The organism is candidate division WOR-3 bacterium, from assembly GCA_016926475.1.
Classification (GTDB): Bacteria; SDB-A; SDB-A; order SDB-A; family SDB-A; genus JAFGIG01.
The window spans coordinates 32,187-49,250 of record JAFGON010000021.1 but is presented as its reverse complement, the minus strand read 5'-3'; the positions used below and the strand labels follow the sequence as shown (position 1 = coordinate 49,250).

General features: G+C 43.1%; 15 protein-coding genes. All 15 read left to right on the top strand.

All coding sequences use genetic code 11. The annotated features are described in order from the left end of the window. Positions 1 to 4 precede the first annotated feature (4 nt). The 15 genes from JXA84_01680 to JXA84_01610 all read left to right on the top strand — a co-directional run bounded on the left by JXA84_01680 (position 5) and on the right by JXA84_01610 (position 17,061). Positions 5 to 997: a HAMP domain-containing histidine kinase gene (locus tag JXA84_01680; protein MBN1149912.1), complete on the top strand. Its 993-nt coding sequence runs from the start codon at positions 5 to 7 to the stop codon at positions 995 to 997. Next, the gene (locus tag JXA84_01675) at positions 998 to 2,344 is read left to right on the top strand and encodes a sigma-54-dependent Fis family transcriptional regulator (GenBank protein MBN1149911.1); all 1,347 of its coding nucleotides are present in this window, start codon (positions 998 to 1,000) and stop codon (positions 2,342 to 2,344) included. It abuts the gene before it with no gap. 181 nt (positions 2,345 to 2,525) lie between these two features. After that, entirely contained in the window at positions 2,526 to 3,623 is a 1,098-nt protein-coding gene (locus tag JXA84_01670; protein ID MBN1149910.1) for a response regulator, read from the top strand. 13 nt (positions 3,624 to 3,636) lie between these two features. After that, positions 3,637 to 3,846, top strand: a complete 210-nt coding sequence (locus JXA84_01665; protein ID MBN1149909.1) for a hypothetical protein — start codon at positions 3,637 to 3,639, stop codon at positions 3,844 to 3,846. A gap of 224 nt (positions 3,847 to 4,070) precedes the next feature. Further along, entirely contained in the window at positions 4,071 to 5,357 is a 1,287-nt protein-coding gene (locus tag JXA84_01660; GenBank protein ID MBN1149908.1) for a hypothetical protein, read from the top strand. Between the two features lie 18 nt (positions 5,358 to 5,375). Next, positions 5,376 to 5,990: a hypothetical protein gene (locus JXA84_01655; GenBank protein MBN1149907.1), complete on the top strand. Its 615-nt coding sequence runs from the start codon at positions 5,376 to 5,378 to the stop codon at positions 5,988 to 5,990. Then, positions 5,987 to 6,823, top strand: a complete 837-nt coding sequence (locus JXA84_01650; protein MBN1149906.1) for a hypothetical protein — start codon at positions 5,987 to 5,989, stop codon at positions 6,821 to 6,823. The genes JXA84_01655 and JXA84_01650 overlap by 4 nt, the downstream gene beginning before the upstream one ends. Continuing rightward, positions 6,816 to 7,433 carry a hypothetical protein gene (locus JXA84_01645; protein MBN1149905.1) on the top strand — a complete coding sequence of 206 codons (618 nt, stop codon included), beginning with the start codon at positions 6,816 to 6,818 and terminating at the stop codon, positions 7,431 to 7,433. Before JXA84_01650 ends, JXA84_01645 begins: the two co-directional genes overlap by 8 nt. 3 nt (positions 7,434 to 7,436) lie before the next feature. After that, positions 7,437 to 8,096 carry a DUF502 domain-containing protein gene (locus JXA84_01640; GenBank protein MBN1149904.1) on the top strand — a complete coding sequence of 220 codons (660 nt, stop codon included), beginning with the start codon at positions 7,437 to 7,439 and terminating at the stop codon, positions 8,094 to 8,096. A gap of 7 nt (positions 8,097 to 8,103) precedes the next feature. Next, positions 8,104 to 8,931 (top strand): CBS domain-containing protein, encoded by an 828-nt coding sequence (locus JXA84_01635; protein ID MBN1149903.1) that lies wholly within the window; start codon positions 8,104 to 8,106, stop codon positions 8,929 to 8,931. Continuing rightward, the gene (gene dnaE / locus JXA84_01630) at positions 8,932 to 12,378 is read left to right on the top strand and encodes a DNA polymerase III subunit alpha (protein MBN1149902.1); all 3,447 of its coding nucleotides are present in this window, start codon (positions 8,932 to 8,934) and stop codon (positions 12,376 to 12,378) included. A 9-nt stretch (positions 12,379 to 12,387) separates the two neighbouring features. Then, positions 12,388 to 13,143 carry a hypothetical protein gene (locus tag JXA84_01625; GenBank protein ID MBN1149901.1) on the top strand — a complete coding sequence of 252 codons (756 nt, stop codon included), beginning with the start codon at positions 12,388 to 12,390 and terminating at the stop codon, positions 13,141 to 13,143. Between the two features lie 21 nt (positions 13,144 to 13,164). After that, entirely contained in the window at positions 13,165 to 14,313 is a 1,149-nt protein-coding gene (gene buk, locus JXA84_01620; protein MBN1149900.1) for a butyrate kinase, read from the top strand. A 150-nt stretch (positions 14,314 to 14,463) separates the two neighbouring features. After that, the gene (gene nrdR, locus JXA84_01615) at positions 14,464 to 14,925 is read left to right on the top strand and encodes a transcriptional repressor NrdR (GenBank protein ID MBN1149899.1); all 462 of its coding nucleotides are present in this window, start codon (positions 14,464 to 14,466) and stop codon (positions 14,923 to 14,925) included. Beyond that, positions 14,926 to 17,061 (top strand): ribonucleoside triphosphate reductase, encoded by a 2,136-nt coding sequence (locus JXA84_01610; GenBank protein MBN1149898.1) that lies wholly within the window; start codon positions 14,926 to 14,928, stop codon positions 17,059 to 17,061. Positions 17,062 to 17,064: the final 3 nt, after the last annotated feature.

Below are 17,064 nucleotides of genomic sequence, written 5' to 3'. Positions count from 1 at the left end.
TTTTTTGGATTTAGAAAAGATCGAATGCGTCGAGATCATCGAAAAGATTGAAACAGGTTTTATCCTGATAGACGCGGAGAAAAGAAAGACTCTTTTCGTAAACAATTTCGCGCTAAATATCCTTCAGACATCTTCCTGTGATGAAATTTTAGAGATTCTCGGCATCAGCGGGAAAAACCTTCTGTGGCCGGAGAAAAGACAGAGAGAAATCCGTTACGGAGAAAAGACCCTCGGCTATTCTATATACTCGACGCCGAAGGGAAACGCGGCAATACTTGTCAACGATATCACCGAGAAAGAAAGACTTCAAAAGATAGCCGAAGCATCCGCGACCATGGACAACATAGGATATATTTTCTCGGGCTTTTCTCATGAAGTGGGAAACCCTCTCAATTCTATAAAGACGATGGCCAGTGTTCTAAGAGAAAACATTCAGAATTTCCCGGAAAAAAAAACATTGGAGTATCTCGAAAGCGTCTTGACCGAGATTAACAGAATTGAGTATCTGTTGAGGATGTTTAAAGTCTTCAACGCCCATGAGGACATCAAGATGAAGACTTTCAGTTTGAGGTCATTTTTTGAAAAGTTTTCCAAGTTGATTATCACAGACATGACCAAGAGACGGATAGGCTTCAGCATTAAATACACCGAACCGTTTATTTTCGCAAAAGCTGACGAAAGAGCCCTGCAGCAGGTCCTCTTGAACGTGATAACTAACGCGATGGATGCCGTAGAAGGCTCCCAGGACCCGAAAATTGAAATTGAAGTGTCGCTCTCTGAGTCAGGGGTATTTCTGAAAATTACAGACAACGGAATAGGAATTTCAGAAGATTTAAGCGAAAAGATATTTTTTCCTTTTTACACCATAAAACCCAAAGGCACCGGCATGGGTTTGACAATAGTAAAAAACCTCCTGTTCAAAATGGGAGGTTCAATCCAAATAAGGAGCGGGAAAAAGGGGACTGAAGCGCTGATACAACTCACCGAGGGTGAATAGATGCTGCTGAAAGACAAAAGCCTGCTCGTCATAGACGACGATGAGATTTTTTCTTCGACCCTTTCCGATCTTTTCAGCGGCAGAGGGATGAGAGTATTCACCGCTGAAACAGGCGGAAAAGGCCTTGAGATATGTTCAAAAGAAGCTGTTGATGTAGTGGTTTTAGACCAGAAACTCCCTGATGTAGAGGGATATAAAATATGCGAAAAAATACTCGGTTACAACGATAAGGCGAAAATAATATTTTCGACAGCTTTCCCGAGTTTCGATAATGCTGTCAAAGCCATAGAAGTCGGTGCTTTCTGGTATTTGTCCAAACCTTTCAACTTGGAAGAATTGATCCTCGTCGTTGAAAGAAGCCTTAAACACATCGACCTCGAAAGAGGGATTGAAGACTTGAGGTACTTAAAGCAGAAGGAAGAGGATGATCTTGTCTTTGCAGGTTCATCGGAGGTTAAAACAAAAATTGAGGAACTGGCAGATTTTGCAGCAAAATCAGATTCTCCCGTTCTGATTACAGGCGAGACAGGAACCGGTAAGACGCTATTGGCAAAAACAATACACAAAAAAAGCAGAAAGAAAGGACCTTTTGTCAGCGTCAACTGTTCGGCTCTGCCGGAAAGCCTTGTGGAAGCGGAGCTTTTTGGATATAAGAAAGGGGCTTTCACGGGAGCCGAAGGGGATAAAAAAGGGCTTTTTGAAGTCGCGGATCAAGGGACACTTCTTCTCGATGAAATTGGAGAGATGCCCCTGACGCTTCAATCGAAACTTTTAGGGGTTCTCGAGGAAAAAAAATTCAGACGGCTCGGTGACGTCGTTATGAGAAAAACCGACGCGAGAATTATCGCAGCGACAAATTCGGACATAGACGCGAACCAGGAAGTTAACCTCTTTAGAAAAGACCTCTATTACAGGCTGAATGTCATTAGAATCGAAATACCACCTCTCAGAGAGAGAAGGCAGGATATAAGAGACCTGGCGCTGTATTTTTTAAACAGTATTGACGGCGGTAAAGAACTGAAAATCCCTGAAAGCGAAATCCAAATACTCATGGCTTACGGGTGGAATGGAAACGCGAGAGAAATGAGGAATATAATAGAAAGGGCTGTCATTTTGGCGACTGGCGACGAGATATTTCCTTCGAAGATGCTGTTGCTGGGTATCGAAAAAAAATTTGGAATCCCCGAGATGTCAAGACAAAAAACCGTTAAGCTCATAGATGTGGAGACCGAGCATATAAAAAGCGTTTTGGAAGAAAACAGAGGAAATTTAGCCAAGACCGCGAGAGACCTTGGAATTTCTCTTTCCACCCTCAAGAGAAAACTGCGTGGTTATAAATGTCAGTAAATTATGCATCAAATAGCCCACTTGTCTATTTTGAACCGTTCATTTTGAATTTTATTAAGCTTTTCGAAATGAGCGTTTTAAATACTATAAAGCATTTTGTAGTTAAGACAGCGAAGACCGCAATATGCAGGGCAATCGCAGAGTTGAATGTTTTGGCACTGAATTTGATTAATAGGGAAGTATGAGTAAAGTTTTGATTGTCGACGACGAGGCGCTTTTTCTTAAAAGCCTATCTGACGGTTTGAAGATAAGCAAGAAAATGAAAGGCGCGGAGATAATAACGGCCGAAAATGGGAGGGTCGCCATAGGTATTCTTGAGAAGAACCAGGACATAGACCTCGTCATAACGGACCTGAGGATGCCTGAGGTAGACGGTTTCAAATTGATAGCCCACATGAGCAGGAAATTTTCAGCTATTCCTATAATCGTCATGACGGCATTCGGGACAAGCGACATAGAAAAGAAGGTGAAGAGCAGCGGGATACTACATTACATAGAGAAGCCGATCGATTTCGAGCAGCTTCTGAAGATAATCACATCAGAGCTGTCGGTGAGGAAAAGAGGGACTTTGAAAGGCATCAATTTGTCGACTTTTCTTCAGATTGTGGGCATGGAGAAGATGACCTGCGCTTTGGCGGTGTCTTCCGGCGACAAGAGGGGAGGGTTGTCGTTGCGGGCGGGGGAGATAATAGACGCGAACACAAAATACAAAAAAGGTCTCGAAGCGGCTCTGGATGTAGTGACGTGGGAGAACGTGACAATAGACATCGGTGACCTGGGCGAAGGGGTCGAAGACAAAGTGTCAATGACTCTTGAGAACCTGTTGCTCGAGGCTTTCAAGAGAAAAGACGAAGTTGCTGACATGGTGAACGCTTTTGAAAATTTAGACTTGGAAAAGGAGGATAACATGGATGTTCAAGGTTTGAACAAAGCTGTAGAAGTTCTGAAAAAGGATGTCGGAGATGGTTTGTTGGCGACAGATATTTTCACGGCAGAAGACGGACAGTCTGTAGCGGGATTTAACACCCAACCTGCCGCAAGCGCTATGTTCAATCAGATGACAAACTATTTAAAAAAGGCCCTTCAAGAATCCAAATTTCCCCCTCTGGGAAAATACTACTTAATAGATTTGGTCGACGACAAAATGGTTGTCGTCATACCAATGGGGGATTTCATGTGGGGAATGCTTTTAGATTCGAAAAAAGCGCCGATGGGTCTTTTACTCAATGTCATAATGCCTAAAGCGCTTTCGGGTTTCGAAGAAGCCTTAATCGGCTGACAGGGAGGAATCCATGGGAGACAAACTTGAGGCGATTTACAAAATTGTCGAAGAACATGGCGGAACAGAAGGCAGGCTTTTACTTGCGAAGAAGTCCGGGCTGAGTATGAGCCAAGCCAAAGCGATTGAGGACAAACAGGAATTCTTAGACAGAATGAAGAAAATAGCTGAAGAAATTCTCAAAAGGAACATAGACGAGTATTTGAGGGACAAATTGGGTTGATTTTTTTAAAACCACGGTTTGTTGAAACTCGAAAATAAACAAAAGCGAGGAGCGAATATGAGACAATTCGCTCCAAGCTTTTTGCGAGGAAGAGGAATGGGTTGATTTGAAGAGGATCTGTAAGTTTTTTCATCTGGTATTTAATTGACCCTTACATGATTTTATATCCTTATACAAAGCAAGAATCCCTTGACGGGATTTTTTTTTTAAAATAATCTAAAAATATGTCAAAGACCATGGGGATTCTTCTCGCTATATTTTTTTTCTTTTCAGCCGGTGTATCTTATTTTGTAGCCAGGAAGACGAAGAATTCCATCCTGCCCGGGATTTTTGAAGAATCGAAAACTCAGGAAAATGTCGTCGATACCTGTTCGAATATCGCTGAGAATTATTACGCTTGGAAGATTCCAGACACTATTACGGTGGAAGTGACGAAAAAAAAACTGACGGAGACTTCGACGACGGTTTTTGAGATTCGCCTCTGCCTTTCAACTGTGGAAAATGGAATAATTACGGAAATCCCCTTCCCCGATGAACAGGCGCAATGGAGACGCCCCGACAGCTTGGTCTTGTTTAAAATATGTGGCCGAGACACCGCTGTCATCAGGGCGGATTCCCTGGTTGTGTTTGACGAAAATATACTTGAAGGTAGAAAGTACAGTTATTATGCAATGGCTTATTTCAAAGGTTCAAAAGCATTGACCTCGTCGGTGACCGAATATATGAGCTACTACAAACCATGGTTTTTAAAGGCGAATGTTTCAATGTTTGCCGGAAGCCTGGTATTTGCATCTCTTTTGGTTTTTTTCATTGTGAGCGCAGGCAGGGGCAAAAACTTTTTTATAAGAAAATTGAGCGGAATAGATGCGGTAGATGAAGCGATAGGCAGAGCAACTGAAATGGGAAAAGATGTTCTTTTTATACCCGGAATTATGGATATGGACGACGTTCAGACGATAGCAGGTATGATAATTCTGGGCAGAGTAGCGAAAAAAGTCGCCAACTACGAGAGTAAACTTTCTGTTCCTTCCATAGCTCCGGTGGCTTATAACACTGCGAAGGAAATAGTCAGGCAAGCTTATATTCAGGAGGGCAAGCCCGATTCCTACGACGAAAATTCGGTTTTCTACCTTACGGGAGACCAATTCGGCTACGCCGCAGCTGTCGACGGCATAATGGTTAGAGAAAAACCAGCCACGGTTTTTTTGATGGGTCATTTTTACGCAGAATCTCTGATATTAGCCGAAACGGGTCATTCCATTGGAGCTATCCAGATTTCAGGTACCGCCGACCCCTCTCAGTTGCCATTCTTTGTCGCCGCATGCGACTATACTCTAATCGGAGAAGAATTTTTCGCTGCAAGCGCATACTTGTCAGACGACCCTCGTCTTGTAGGCAGTCTTAAAGCGCAAGACTTCGGCAAAGCGGCTGCTATCATCGCGCTGATTCTCGGGAGCATTCTCAGTTCATTTGGAATCGATTTCGTCAAAAACATTTTTTTCACTGGTTAGAAAGGGAAACCAACAGGCATGAAAAGGTATATTCCTCTCGCGATAACTTTTTTAAGCGGTATGATGATAATAGCGTCTTTTTACGTACCGAGGTATCCCATAGGAGAAGCGGCGAACACGCTTAAAAATTGGTACATGGTCGTTGCGGTGTTTTCAATGATACTCGGTATTTTAAACCTCATCAGAGTGAATTCCATTAAAATAATGAAAAAAAGAAAAGGGTGGATTTATTCTTCCATTATAATATTTTCTCTTTTGGTGACTGTTTTCGCCGGTTGGGGTGGTGGAATGGAAGAAGGGTCGGCTTTTGATTATATTTTCAGCCATTTCTACACCCCCCTGAATGCCACTATGTTTTCCCTTCTTGCTTTTTTTGTCGCTTCGGCTTCTTTCAGGGCTTTCAGAGCGAGAAACCTTGAAGCGGGACTGCTTCTTTTGGCGGCGATTTTGGTCATGTTGGGCAGGGTACCGATAGGAAAAATGATATTCCCGTATCTTCCCTCTGTTCAAGCCTGGATTATGGAGATACCAAACACGGCGGGGCAAAGAGCAATAATGATAGGCGCAGCTCTCGGAGTAATTTCGACATCTCTGAGAATTATTTTCGGAATTGAAAGGTCATACCTCAATTGAAAAGGTTTTTTGAACTAGACAGGAGGATAATTTTCCTTTTTATCGCACTGGCAGTCGCTGTACCTTTAGTTCTCCCTCTCAATATACCGATCATCGTAAACAAAAATGACTCCAAAGCTGTTTGGGAAGCGTATTCTTTTATTGACAGCCTGCCTGAAAATTCAATAATTCTCGTCTCTTTTGATTTTGATCCCGCGGCGGCACCGGAACTTTATCCGATGGGTAAGTCGATAATCGAACACGCTTTTTCAAAAGACATCGATGTGATAGTTGTAGCTCTTTGGCCTCAAGGTGTGCGATTCGCCGAGAACGCCCTCAACGAAGGAGCTTCCAAATACGGAAAAGAGAGATGGAAAAACTACGTGAACCTCGGATACAAATCAGGCGGAATTGTAGCCATTGACAACATAATTGGAGATATCAGGAAAACCTGCCCCAGAGATCTGACAGGAAAGAGCGCCGATGAAATCGAACTGCTCCAAGGGGTCAACTTCAACCTCGACAGGGTTTCCGTAATTGTGACACTTTCAGCGGGTGATCCAGGAGTTATTGGTTGGGTTCAGATAGGTAAAGACAAATACGAAAAGCAGATAATAGCCGGTTGCACTGCTGTGAGCGCTCCGGCGTACACTCCGTATTTCAATTCAGGACAACTCCAGGGCTTGATCGGCGGAATGGCGGGAGCGGCTGATTACGAACAGCTGCTCGAAAACCCGGGCATGGCTTCTAGCGGCATGGGAGCACAATCAATAGCGCATGTGTGCATAATAGTATTTATACTTTTCGGCAACGTTGTATATTTTATTGGAAAACGAGACGGGAAAGATGGTTGAGACAATTGGAATTTGGATCGCCGGCTTCCTGACCTTGGCGATATTTAGCTTTTTATACAGAGACAATGTATTTTATAAAATCGCCGAGTCTATATACGTCGGAGTTTCAGCCGGATACCTGTTGGTCCAAGGCTGGCATGACGTTGTCATACCGAACCTGATAATTCCCCTTAAAACCGGCAACTGGATCTACGTGTTTCCGGCGATTCTCTCTGTTTTCATGATGTTGCAACTTTTTAACAAGACCAGGTGGTTTTCTCATTTGTCTATAGCTTTTGTGGTCGGAATCGGAGCTGGCTACGGATTTGTCACTTTTTTGAAATCAAATCTTTACGAACAGGTCTTTTCAGCCATCGTCCCTCTTTGGAACGGAAACATCTGGATTTCTTTGGGGCAGATAATCCTTCTTTTAGGGACCGCGACCGGACTTTTCTACTTCTTTTTTTCTATCGAGCACAGAGGAATTTTCAGGGCGGGAGGAAGGTTGGGAATGATATTTTTGATGATCACATTTGGCGCTTCTTTTGGTTACACTGTAATGGCGAGAATATCTTTGCTGATCGGAAGGTTTTATTTTCTGCTTCACGACTGGCTCGGAATAATGAAATAGAAGATGGAAGACAAAGACGACCTGCCTCACCCTGGGCTGGGGTTTAAATCCAAGATAAGAAACATCTTTGTGACCGGAATTGTGACTGTTTTGCCGTTGGGCTTAACCCTGATAGCGTTCAAATTCATAATTGAATTGGGCGGAAATGTCCTGAAACCTTTCGCCGATTATTTGAACTTACCCGAAATTGTTGAAGATATTATCGGTTTTTCCATATTGGTCGGATTCGTTTTTTTGATAGGTGCGGTGGCGAGAACTTTTTTAGGTAAAATGTTGATTAACTGGACACATTCGGTTATGACTAAACTCCCTCTTGTCAAGATAGTCTACAACGGTGTCAAAGAACTCACGGAGACTTTTTTTCTCGATAAAAGGGCTTTTCAAAAAGTTGTCATGATTGAATATCCAAGAACCGGATGTTGGTCACTCGGATTTTTGACCAACACAGAATCATGGGTTGAAAAAACTTGCGCGGAGGGGAATGGCACAAAACTGAGTTCAGTTTTTATTCCGACGACTCCCAACCCGACATCGGGGTTTTATTTGCTTTTACCGGAGAAGGAGATAAAAATGACGGATCTGACCATAGAAGAGGGGTTGAGGATTATAGTGTCAGGTGGCATAATTACGCCGAAAAAAATAGTAAAAATAAGAGAGGGATAAAAAGGAAATGGACGGAAAAACAACAAGGCGGAAAAAAATCATTGAATTCATAAGAGAACTGATAAAAAACAGAAAAGAGAACAAACAAAAAGAAGCCGAAACAATAATTGAACAGGGGAAAGAATCAGGTATAATTTCTGAAGCCGAAGCCGACATACTAAAAGGGGTCATATACCTCACTAGCACAAGAGTTGAAGAGATTATGGTTCCGAGGGTTGAGACTGTTTTTTTGCCGGCAACAGCCATTGTTGAAGAGATTATTGAAAACTACACTCTTCACCGATTTGGGAAAATTCCTCTCTACGGTAACAACATTGACGATGTCGTTGGGATTTTAAAGGTAAAAGACGTTATACCATTTCTCCACGAGATAATGGAAGTTCCTTACAAAGCGATAGACTTCGCTCTTTTGCCTCATTTTATCCCTGAGAGCAAAACAGTCCTCGAGACTATTAAAGACCTACAGGAAAGGCATCTCTCCATTGCGATGGTCGTCGACGAATACGGCGGTGTATGCGGCATTGTCACTCTCGAAGACCTCATAGAAGAAATTATTGGAGAAATCGAGGATTCGAGGGAAGGGGAAGAAGATGACTACATAGAGCAGGAAGATGGGTGGTATCTTGTAAACGCGAGGATGGAATTCTCCGATTTCAACGAACTACTGGGTTTGAATCTCGAATCGGAGGACTACAACACGGTGGGCGGATTTGTCCTCGACAACCAGGAGAAAATCCCCAAAAAAGGGGATGAATTTTCAGCTCATGGACTGGATTTTGAAGTTGTCGAAGCCACAAGGCAAAAAATTATCAAACTCAGGGTCAGGAAGAAATAGTTGGTCAAAGATTTTGTCCATCTCCACGTCCACTCGGATTACAGTTTTTTAGACGGAGCCGCATCTATAACAAAACTGGTAAAAAAGGCCTCGTTTCTCGGGATGAAGGCTTTGGCTCTGACCGACCATGGGAATATGTCAGGAGCGGTTGAGTTTTACAAAAAGTGCAAAAAAGCCAGCGTAAAACCGATAATAGGGATGGAAGCTTACATTGATCCTGCTGGGATTAGGGCAAAAAGCAAAGTTTCGGATTTCAGGCACCTCACCCTTCTTTGCAAGAATGAAGCAGGGTATAAAAACCTCGTCAAGCTCTCTTCGCTAGGCTTTATCGAAGGGTATTTCTGGGGCAGAGCAAGGCAAGATATTGATATCCTCGGCAGCTATTCCGAAGGGTTGATAGCGCTTGGAGGATGCATGAGCGGGGAGATACCCAGAAGACTTTTGGCTGGAGACGAAAAGGGAGCCGAAAAATTCGCCGGAATACTCTCTGAAATTTTTCATGGCGATTTCTATCTCGAACTCATGGATATAGGCCTTCCTCAAAACGATTCGCTCAACAGAGCTCAAATTGAACTTGCCAAGAAAGCCGGAATAGGAGTTGTCGCCACAAATGATGTCCATTTTATTGATAAACAGGATCATTTGGCTCATGAAGCTCTTTTGTGCATAAACACGAAGAAGACATTCACTGATGAAGACAGAATGACGAGCCCGAAAGGGATATATTTCAAATCACAAGCAGAAATGTACGAAAGTTTTCGTGAAGTGCCGGAGGCGTTGGAAAACACCGTTAAAATTGCCGAAAAATGCGTTTTTGAGATGACGCTTGACCCAAATTCTCCGAGACTGCCTGATTTTGACATACCCCCGGGGTTTAAAAGACCGGAGGAATACTTGAAACATCTGACATGGGAAGGGGCGAAGCAAAAATTTAAAGGGGGTATGACAGAGAAAATTGTTTCGAGAATAGAAGAAGAATTGAGTGTAATTGAACAGACTGGATACGCTGGTTATTTTCTAATAATTGCGGATATAGTCAGAGAAGCGAAAAAAAACAAGATCCGAGTCGGACCGGGAAGAGGATCGGCTGTCGGCAGCATGGTCCTTTACTGTCTCGACATAGTGACGATAAATCCGATGGAATATTCTCTTCTTTTCGAACGGTTTTTGAACCCCGAAAGGGTGACGGCTCCAGATATCGACCTCGACTTTGCCGACGACAGGAGAAACGAAGTAATAGAATACATGGTGAGAAGATTCGGAAGAGACGCTGTTTGCTACATAGGTACCGCCGCGAGTCTTGGAGCAAGACAAGTTGTCAGAGACGTCGCCAAAGTTCTCGGTCTCACCCCAAAAGAAATAGATGAATTGTCCTCGAATATGCCTGAAACTTACTTCATCGACAAACCTTCGGAAGATTCAAGATCTGATGTCGAATGGGTTTATGAAAACAATTTAAACGGATTCAGAGAAAAAGTCGATTCTGACGCAAGACTTGTAAAACTCGTCCAAATTGCTTCTAAGCTCGAAGGTCTGAAAAGACAACCCGGGATTCACGCCGCCGGATTCATCATAGCGCCAGGAAACCTCACCGATTTTGTCCCTCTAAGAAAAGACAAATTCGGTCAAATAGTATGCCAGTATGACATGGATTCAATTACCGATGTTGGACTCATAAAAGTAGATATTCTCGGCCTCACAGCTCTGACGACAATAGACAAGACGGTTGATCTCATCGAAAAGTCGAGAAACAACCCTGTCGATATGGAAAAGATTTCTCTAGAAGACAAAAAGACTTTTAAACTGCTTTCTTCCGGTCAGACGAAGGGCATTTTTCAACTTGAATCGAAAGGTATGAAAAATCTCTGCGTTCAACTCAAGCCGGAATCCATACAGGAAGTAATTGCTATAATATCTCTCTACAGACCGGGTCCGATGGATCACATAGACAAATTCATTGCGAGAAAAAACAGAAAAGAGAAAACCGATTTTTTGCACGAATGCCTTAAACCTATTCTCGAAGAGACATACGGGATACCGATATATCAGGAACAGGTGATGCAGATTACAAGCGCGGTCGCGGGTTACAACCTCGGAAAAGCCGACATTCTAAGAAGAGCTATGGGAAAGAAAAAAAAGGAAGTGATGGAAAGCGAAAAGGAAAATTTTTTTAATGGAGCCCGTGAAAGGGGAATAGACAAAAAAACAGCGCAGAAAATTTGGGAAATGATAGAACCTTTCGCCGGGTACGGCTTCAATAAATCCCATGGAGCAGGATACGCTTTTTTAGCCTATTACACTGCATATCTCAAAACGCACTATCCTGTCGAATTCATTACAGCGACCTTGACAACGGAGATTTCAAACACCGACAAAATTGCCGAATTCGTCGAAGAAGCGAGGCGTTTGAAGATAAATATACTCCCGCCTCAGGTTAATTATTCCGAGGTCGCCTTCTCCGTTGAAAACAAGTACATCAGGTACGCCCTCGGAGCGATAAAAAATGTAGGTGAAAAGGCTGCGAACGAGATAGTCCATGAGAGGGAGGAGAGAGGGCTGTTCAAAGATTTTGACGATTTTTTAAACAGGATAAATTTCGATTCCGCAACCAAAAGAACTGTGGAGTATCTAGTAAAAGCAGGGGCTTTTGACGATTTAGATCCGGACAGAAAAAAGCTTCTCGACTACTTCGACAAAGGAATTGAAAAAGCGGCTTCTAAGAAAAAACACAAGCTTATGGGGCAGATAGAACTCTTCGGCAACGGAGAACTCGACCGGCATGAAATTGACAGTATCTCTGTGGACCCATGGTCTTACAGGGAAAAGGTGGATGCGGAGCAGGAGGCTTTCGGGTTTAAAATTGACGCCTACCCACTCGAAGAATACAAAAAATTCATAAATTTCAAAGGACTCTGCGAAATATGTGAACTGCCCAACGTCAAGGATGAAAATTGCTATGCCGCCGGAATGCTAATAAAAGTCGAGAATGGAAAAGAAAGCCTCAATTTGACCCTTGAGGACAAGAATACTGTTATGGAAGTCGTTTTAGTCAATCCCGACAGCAAGATTCATTCTGGTTTTTTGTCGAGAAAATATATAGGGAAGATAATCGCCGTAAGGGGTGTGACAAAAAAAGTCGACGGAAAAAAAATTCTCTACGCCGATGAAGCGAAACCAATTGATGACGCTATTTCACAGAGCAAAAAATTTCTGCAAATTGAAATCAAAGAAGAAGACATGAAAGACTCTGTTTTGAATAACATCAAAGAAGCAATTGATTTGCACAATGGAGAATGTGAAGTGTTTTTTTTGCTGAGAGAGAGAAACAGGAAGATAAAAATAAAGAGCGGTCTAAGCGTGTGTTTCGACAGATCTCTGGTGAATGAATTGGAGAATATTGTTGATTACAGGGGTAAAGTAAAATACGTGGCTGAAATCAGCTGCTAGGGAGGGTTCATGAGATATTTTATATCTGCTTTTTTGATTTTAACTGCAGCTTTTAGTTGTTCTTACGCGGATTTTCAACCTCTTAAAGTCATAGAAGTGCCCACAGCAGGGGTCCCTCCACACGGTGGTTATGTATTCGACCTTCGACAAGATCCCGGCGGAAGACTCACGGGGTATACCGGAGTGGCTTTTATCAACAGGTTTTACGTAATTTTGGGTTACGGGGGAGGGAACATCATCGGAGAAGGGGATCCGGACTGGAACCCTTATCCTTTCATAGAAGCTCGTTTCAGGATTTTTGAAGAAAACATCTATTTTCCGGCTGTCGCCGTAGGTTACAGCTCTTTTGGCTACGGTTCTTACGAAAGGGGATACAGCAGGTTTGACAGAAAACCATCGGAGTTTTATCTCGTAGGCAGCAAGGCCTTCGCAGTGTTCGATTATTTAGGGCTTCACGGAGGACTTTCTTTTGAACCGGACGCAGACAGCACGGAAAACGCCGTCGACATTTTTGCGGGTGGCCAGGTTTGCTTCGAGAGAATAGTTGAATTGTTGGCTGATTACAGATTCGCTCTCAACGATATGGAGAATGACGGCATTTTCGGGGAGGGCAGAGGATACTTGAACGCAGGACTGAAGGTTTGGCCTTCAAACGATTTGAGCGTCGCCTTTTATTTTATCAACGTCACCGAAAATGGGCAAAGCGGCACCAGGTGGTCGAAAATAGCGAGGTGTATGGAGATCACTTACGAAGGCTTGTTTTAAAGGGGGCGTTTTAGCCATTGAATGGGGAGTGAATGTATGTTGAAAATTTTTGTCATAAACCCTGGATCTACAAGCGACGAATTGAGTTTTTTTGACGGAGATGAAGAGATATTTCACGCGGTGACCAGGTATTCCGCAGAAGAAATGAAACCTTACGAATCAAAGTCTGTAATTTCTCAGTACGAGTTAAGGTTTGCCCTCATAATGAAAACACTCGAAGAAAAGAACGTGGACATTGGACAAATAGACGCTGTTATAGGAAGGGGAGGTTTGCTCAAGCCGATTCCCGGAGGAACTTATCTCGTCACCGATGATATGCTCGAAGACCTAAAAAATGGGCTGAACGGTGATCACCCTTCGAATCTTGGAGGAATACTAGCCAAAGCGTTGGCTGACAGGGTAAAGGAATTTTCCGGAAAAGAAATCGATGCTTACATATCCGATCCTGTCGTAGTCGATGAAATGTGGAAATGGTCGAGGTATTCAGGCATGCCGGAAAACCCGAGAATTTCAATTTTTCACGCTCTCAACCAGAGGAGGGTGGGGAGAAACGTCGCTGAAAATATGGGTAAAAAATACGAAGAATTGAACATGATAATAATACACGGTGGAGGAGGGATTTCAGTTGGGCTTCACAGAAAGGGAAGAGTCGTCGATGTCAACAACGCACTCGACGGGGATGGACCTTTTACACCTCAAAGAAGCGGAGGCGTTCCTTCGGGAGGATTGGCAAAAATGTGCTTTTCGGGTAATTTCACCCATCAAGAGATTAAGCTTAAAATCAAAGGCAGAGGCGGCCTCGTTGCTTACCTGGGAACTTCAGACCTGATAATTCTTGAGAAGTTCATAGAAAACAGGGATTTGACGGATAAAGAGAAATCTCAAATATTGCCTTCCGTGACTGTTGAATATGCTAAAGATGTAATTGAGGCAATGGCTTATCAGATATGCAAAGAGACGGGTTCTCTCTGTGGCGCTCTTGGCGAAAGACCTGACGCTATTGTGCTCACAGGGGGAATCGCTTATTGCGATTTCATAGTCGAATTCATAAAAAATAGAGTCCAATGGATGGGCAGTTTCTTTTGCCTGCCTGGAGGAGACGAGATGAAAGCCTTGAAAGACGCGGCATTTTTGGCGCAGAAAGGCTCTGTTCCGCCTCAGACCTATTAATTTAAACCATAACTTTAATTATTTATTGTATACTGCGATTTATCGAATCTTATAACTTTATTTTTTAGTGAAAAATATTTTTATACTATCCCTTGACAAATGAGTACAGATACCACAAAATATAGTCTCGACTAATTCATAGGAGGCAATATGAGGTGTCCATTTTGTGGAAGTGAAGACAATAAAGTTGTCGATTCTAGACCGAGCAAAGAGGGACATTCTGTCAGGAGAAGAAGGGAATGTCTCAACTGTTCAAAAAGGTTCACAACTTATGAATACGTCGAGAAAGTCCCTTTGATGGTGGTAAAAAAAGATGACAGACGAGAACCTTTCAGCCGGGAAAAACTTTTAGAAGGCATAGAATTGGCTTGCAAGAAAAGGCCGATTTCGAGGGATCAAATTGAAAAAATTGTGGACGACATAGAAGCTGATGTCTACACGCTGTCGAAGGTCGAAGTCCCCTCTGAAGAAATTGGAGAGAAGGTTATGAAAGCGCTGAAAGACATCGACGAAGTCTCTTACGTCAGATTCGCATCTGTTTACAGACAGTTTAAAGATAAAGAAGAGTTCTTGAAAGAACTCGAGAAAATGTCAGACGGAGGTAAGAAGTAGATGAGAGACATGAATTACATGAAAAAAAGAGACGGCAGGATTATGCCGTTTGAGATTTCGAGAATAGAAAATGCTATAAGCAAAGCTCTTGCAGCCGTCGGAGTGTCTGACCAGGAAAAGGTAAAGAAAATTTCCGAAGAGACCTATAGTATTTTGAAATCATCTCAGAGAGGATATTATCCTGAAGTCGAAGAAACACAGGATATAGTCGAGAAAAAACTTTTTGAAAACAACGAATACGACGCCGCGAAAGCATACATACTCTACAGAGAACAGCATAAAAGCTTAAGAGACGTCAGAAAATCTCTGCTCGACGTCGTAGACACACTCGACAGTTACGTCCAGCAGAGCGATTGGCGTGTCAACGAAAATTCCAACTCGGATTACTCCTTTTCCGGGCTTCTTCTTCACGCCGCTGGAAGCGTGGTCGCAAATTACACTCTAAACAAAATATACCCGCCGGAAGTGTCCTATGCTCACAGGCATGGGGACATACACATCCACGATCTTTCGATGGGGATTGCTGGGTACTGCGCGGGTTGGTCGATAAGAAACCTCTTGACCCAAGGTTTTGGCGGGGTAGAAGCCAAAGTTTCCGCCCAACCTCCCAGGCATTTACTCTCCGCTCTCGGTCAGATAGTTAACTTTTTGGGCACAGCTCAAAACGAGTGGGCCGGAGCGCAGGCTTTCAGCTCTTTTGACACGTATCTTGCTCCTTATGTCAGGTTTGACAACCTCAATTACCAGCAAGTTAAACAGGCTATACAGGCGTTTGTATTCAACCTCAACGTGGCTTCAAGGTGGGGAGGGCAGACCCCTTTCACTAACCTGACTTTTGACTGGGTTGTCCCCGAAGACTTGAAAGACCAGTCCGTTCAGATAGGCACCGAATTCACGGATTTCGTATACGGAGATTTTCAAAAAGAGATGAATATCATCAACAAAGCCTTTATAGAAGTGATGATGGAAGGCGACTCGACAGGCAGAATATTCACTTTTCCCATCCCCACATACAACATAACAAGGGATTTCGACTGGGAAGATGAAAATGTCGATTTGCTATTTGAATTGACTGCAAAATACGGAATTCCCTATTTCCAGAATTTCGTAAACAGTTCTCTTAAACCCTCCGATGTAAGATCCATGTGTTGCAGGCTGCAGCTCGATATAAGAGAGCTCAAAAACAAAACAGGAGGACTTTTCGGAAGCGGAGAGCAAACCGGATCCATAGGCGTAGTGACTATCAATATGCCGAGAATTGGATACCTTTCGTCGAATGAAGATGAATTTTTTAAAAGACTGTCGTCTGTCATGAATATTGCCAGGGACAGCCTTGAAATAAAGAGGAAAATCGTGGAAAAAAACATGGAGAAAGGGCTTTTTCCCTATACTAAGGTTTATCTGGGTACGCTCGAAAATCATTTCTCTACCATAGGGCTGGTAGGCATGAATGAAGCCGTGTTGAATTTCATGGGTCCTGAAAACGATATTTCGACGCCCAAAGGCAAAGCTTTTGCGGCAAGAGTTCTGGATTTTATGCGCGAAAAACTGATGTCGTTCCAGCAGCAGACTGGTAGTATGTACAATTTAGAAGCCACTCCTGCCGAAGGAGCATCTTACAGACTGCCGAAAATAGACAAGAAAATGTTCAGAAATATAATAACCAGCGGAAGCGAAAACCCATACTATACTAACTCAAGCCTTCTTCCGGTCGATTTTTCTCAGGACGTATTTGAAGTTTTAGAGCATCAGGAAGAACTGCAGACAAAATACACCGGTGGAACCGTCCTGCATATATTTCTTGGAGAGAGTGGCGATTCATCCAGCATTAAAAACCTTGTAAGAAAGGTCGCCTACGGATACACTTTACCTTACTTCACCATATCACCGACCTTTTCTGTGTGCCCTGTAGACGGTTACATAAAAGGGAAAGTCGAAACCTGCCCTAAGTGCGGCAGAGAGACAGAGATTTACAGCAGAGTCGTTGGGTACTACAGACCGGTGAAGAATTGGAACAAGGGCAAAAAGGAAGAATTTTCGGAGAGGATCACATACAAGGTCGAAAAAGATTCGCGGCAAAATACCGACGAATCCAAGCGGAGAGATAACACAAAAATGGCTGCTGTCCCTGCGTGATAG

Bases quoted from the DNA above. Each gene is read 5' to 3' on its own strand.
- JXA84_01610 (MBN1149898.1), top strand. From the start codon at position 14,926: ATGAGAGACATGAATTACATGAAAAAAAGAGACGGCAGGATTATGCCG.
- JXA84_01660 (MBN1149908.1), top strand. From the start codon at position 4,071: ATGTCAAAGACCATGGGGATTCTTCTCGCTATATTTTTTTTCTTTTCA.
- JXA84_01625 (MBN1149901.1), top strand. From the start codon at position 12,388: ATGAGATATTTTATATCTGCTTTTTTGATTTTAACTGCAGCTTTTAGT.
- buk (MBN1149900.1), top strand. From the start codon at position 13,165: ATGGGGAGTGAATGTATGTTGAAAATTTTTGTCATAAACCCTGGATCT.
- nrdR (MBN1149899.1), top strand. From the start codon at position 14,464: ATGAGGTGTCCATTTTGTGGAAGTGAAGACAATAAAGTTGTCGATTCT.
- JXA84_01670 (MBN1149910.1), top strand. From the start codon at position 2,526: ATGAGTAAAGTTTTGATTGTCGACGACGAGGCGCTTTTTCTTAAAAGC.
- JXA84_01645 (MBN1149905.1), top strand. From the start codon at position 6,816: ATGGTTGAGACAATTGGAATTTGGATCGCCGGCTTCCTGACCTTGGCG.
- JXA84_01655 (MBN1149907.1), top strand. From the start codon at position 5,376: ATGAAAAGGTATATTCCTCTCGCGATAACTTTTTTAAGCGGTATGATG.
- JXA84_01635 (MBN1149903.1), top strand. From the start codon at position 8,104: ATGGACGGAAAAACAACAAGGCGGAAAAAAATCATTGAATTCATAAGA.
- JXA84_01675 (MBN1149911.1), top strand. From the start codon at position 998: ATGCTGCTGAAAGACAAAAGCCTGCTCGTCATAGACGACGATGAGATT.
- JXA84_01640 (MBN1149904.1), top strand. From the start codon at position 7,437: ATGGAAGACAAAGACGACCTGCCTCACCCTGGGCTGGGGTTTAAATCC.
- JXA84_01665 (MBN1149909.1), top strand. From the start codon at position 3,637: ATGGGAGACAAACTTGAGGCGATTTACAAAATTGTCGAAGAACATGGC.